General features: G+C 52.1%; 1 rRNA gene (cut by a window edge). It reads right to left on the bottom strand.

What is annotated here, in order from left to right:
- Positions 1-74 precede the first annotated feature (74 nt).
- Positions 75-2,500, bottom strand: a 23S ribosomal RNA gene (locus HYI44_RS29000) (it continues 468 nt past the right edge of the window).

A 2,500-nucleotide genomic window follows, 5' to 3' on the forward strand; every position in this document is an offset into this window, starting at 1 on the left:
TCGTCTTCACACACCGCAATCTGATGCTTCTACTTGTTTCCAAGTCAGGAGTAGTCAAATTGCTTGGGTGTTATATGGTCAAGCCTCACGGGCAATTAGTATTGGTTAGCTCAACGCCTCACAGCGCTTACACACCCAACCTATCAACGTCGTAGTCTTCGACGGCCCTTCAGGGGACTCAAGGTCCCAGTGAGATCTCATCTTGAGGCTAGTTTCCCGCTTAGATGCTTTCAGCGGTTATCTATTCCGAACATAGCTACCCGGCAATGCCACTGGCGTGACAACCGGAACACCAGAGGTTCGTCCACTCCGGTCCTCTCGTACTAGGAGCAGCCCCTCTCAAATCTCAAACGTCCACGGCAGATAGGGACCGAACTGTCTCACGACGTTCTAAACCCAGCTCGCGTACCACTTTAAATGGCGAACAGCCATACCCTTGGGACCGGCTTCAGCCCCAGGATGTGATGAGCCGACATCGAGGTGCCAAACACCGCCGTCGATATGAACTCTTGGGCGGTATCAGCCTGTTATCCCCGGAGTACCTTTTATCCGTTGAGCGATGGCCCTTCCATACAGAACCACCGGATCACTAAGACCTACTTTCGTACCTGCTCGACGTGTCTGTCTCGCAGTCAAGCGCGCTTTTGCCTTTATACTCTACGACCGATTTCCGACCGGTCTGAGCGCACCTTCGTACTCCTCCGTTACTCTTTAGGAGGAGACCGCCCCAGTCAAACTACCCACCATACACTGTCCTCGATCCGGATAACGGACCTGAGTTAGAACCTCAAAGTTGCCAGGGTGGTATTTCAAGGTTGGCTCCACGCGAACTGGCGTCCACGCTTCAAAGCCTCCCACCTATCCTACACAAGCAAATTCAAAGTCCAGTGCAAAGCTATAGTAAAGGTTCACGGGGTCTTTCCGTCTAGCCGCGGATACACTGCATCTTCACAGCGATTTCAATTTCACTGAGTCTCGGGTGGAGACAGCGCCGCCATCGTTACGCCATTCGTGCAGGTCGGAACTTACCCGACAAGGAATTTCGCTACCTTAGGACCGTTATAGTTACGGCCGCCGTTTACCGGGGCTTCGATCAAGAGCTTCGCGTTAGCTAACCCCATCAATTAACCTTCCGGCACCGGGCAGGCGTCACACCCTATACGTCCACTTTCGTGTTTGCAGAGTGCTGTGTTTTTAATAAACAGTCGCAGCGGCCTGGTATCTTCGACCGGCATGAGCTTACGGAGCAAGTCCTTCACCCTCACCGGCGCACCTTCTCCCGAAGTTACGGTGCCATTTTGCCTAGTTCCTTCACCCGAGTTCTCTCAAGCGCCTTGGTATTCTCTACCCAACCACCTGTGTCGGTTTGGGGTACGGTTCCTGGTTACCTGAAGCTTAGAAGCTTTTCTTGGAAGCATGGCATCAACCACTTCGTGTTCTAAAAGAACACTCGTCATCAGCTCTCGGCCTTAGAATCCCGGATTTACCTAAGATTCCAGCCTACCACCTTAAACTTGGACAACCAACGCCAAGCTGGCCTAGCCTTCTCCGTCCCTCCATCGCAATAACCAGAAGTACAGGAATATTAACCTGTTTTCCATCGACTACGCTTTTCAGCCTCGCCTTAGGGACCGACTAACCCTGCGTCGATTAACGTTGCGCAGGAAACCTTGGTCTTTCGGCGTGGGTGTTTTTCACACCCATTGTCGTTACTCATGTCAGCATTCGCACTTCTGATACCTCCAGCAAGCTTCTCAACTCACCTTCACAGGCTTACAGAACGCTCCTCTACCGCATCATCCTAAGATGATACCCGTAGCTTCGGTGTATGGTTTGAGCCCCGTTACATCTTCCGCGCAGGCCGACTCGACTAGTGAGCTATTACGCTTTCTTTAAAGGGTGGCTGCTTCTAAGCCAACCTCCTAGCTGTCTAAGCCTTCCCACATCGTTTCCCACTTAACCATAACTTTGGGACCTTAGCTGACGGTCTGGGTTGTTTCCCTTTTCACGACGGACGTTAGCACCCGCCGTGTGTCTCCCATGCTCGGCACTTGTAGGTATTCGGAGTTTGCATCGGTTTGGTAAGTCGGGATGACCCCCTAGCCGAAACAGTGCTCTACCCCCTACAGTGATACATGAGGCGCTACCTAAATAGCTTTCGAGGAGAACCAGCTATCTCCGAGCTTGATTAGCCTTTCACTCCGATCCACAGGTCATCCGCTAACTTTTCAACGGTAGTCGGTTCGGTCCTCCAGTTAGTGTTACCCAACCTTCAACCTGCCCATGGATAGATCGCCCGGTTTCGGGTCTATTCCCAGCGACTAGACGCCCTATTAAGACTCGCTTTCGCTACGCCTCCCCTATTCGGTTAAGCTCGCCACTGAAAATAAGTCGCTGACCCATTATACAAAAGGTACGCAGTCACCCAACAAAGTGGGCTCCCACTGCTTGTACGCATACGGTTTCAGGATCTATTTCACTCCCCTCTCCGGGGTTCTTT

Origin of the sequence: Pseudomonas sp. Y24-6 (assembly GCF_020295325.1) — a bacterium.
Classification (GTDB): domain Bacteria; phylum Pseudomonadota; class Gammaproteobacteria; order Pseudomonadales; family Pseudomonadaceae; genus Aquipseudomonas; species Aquipseudomonas gregormendelii.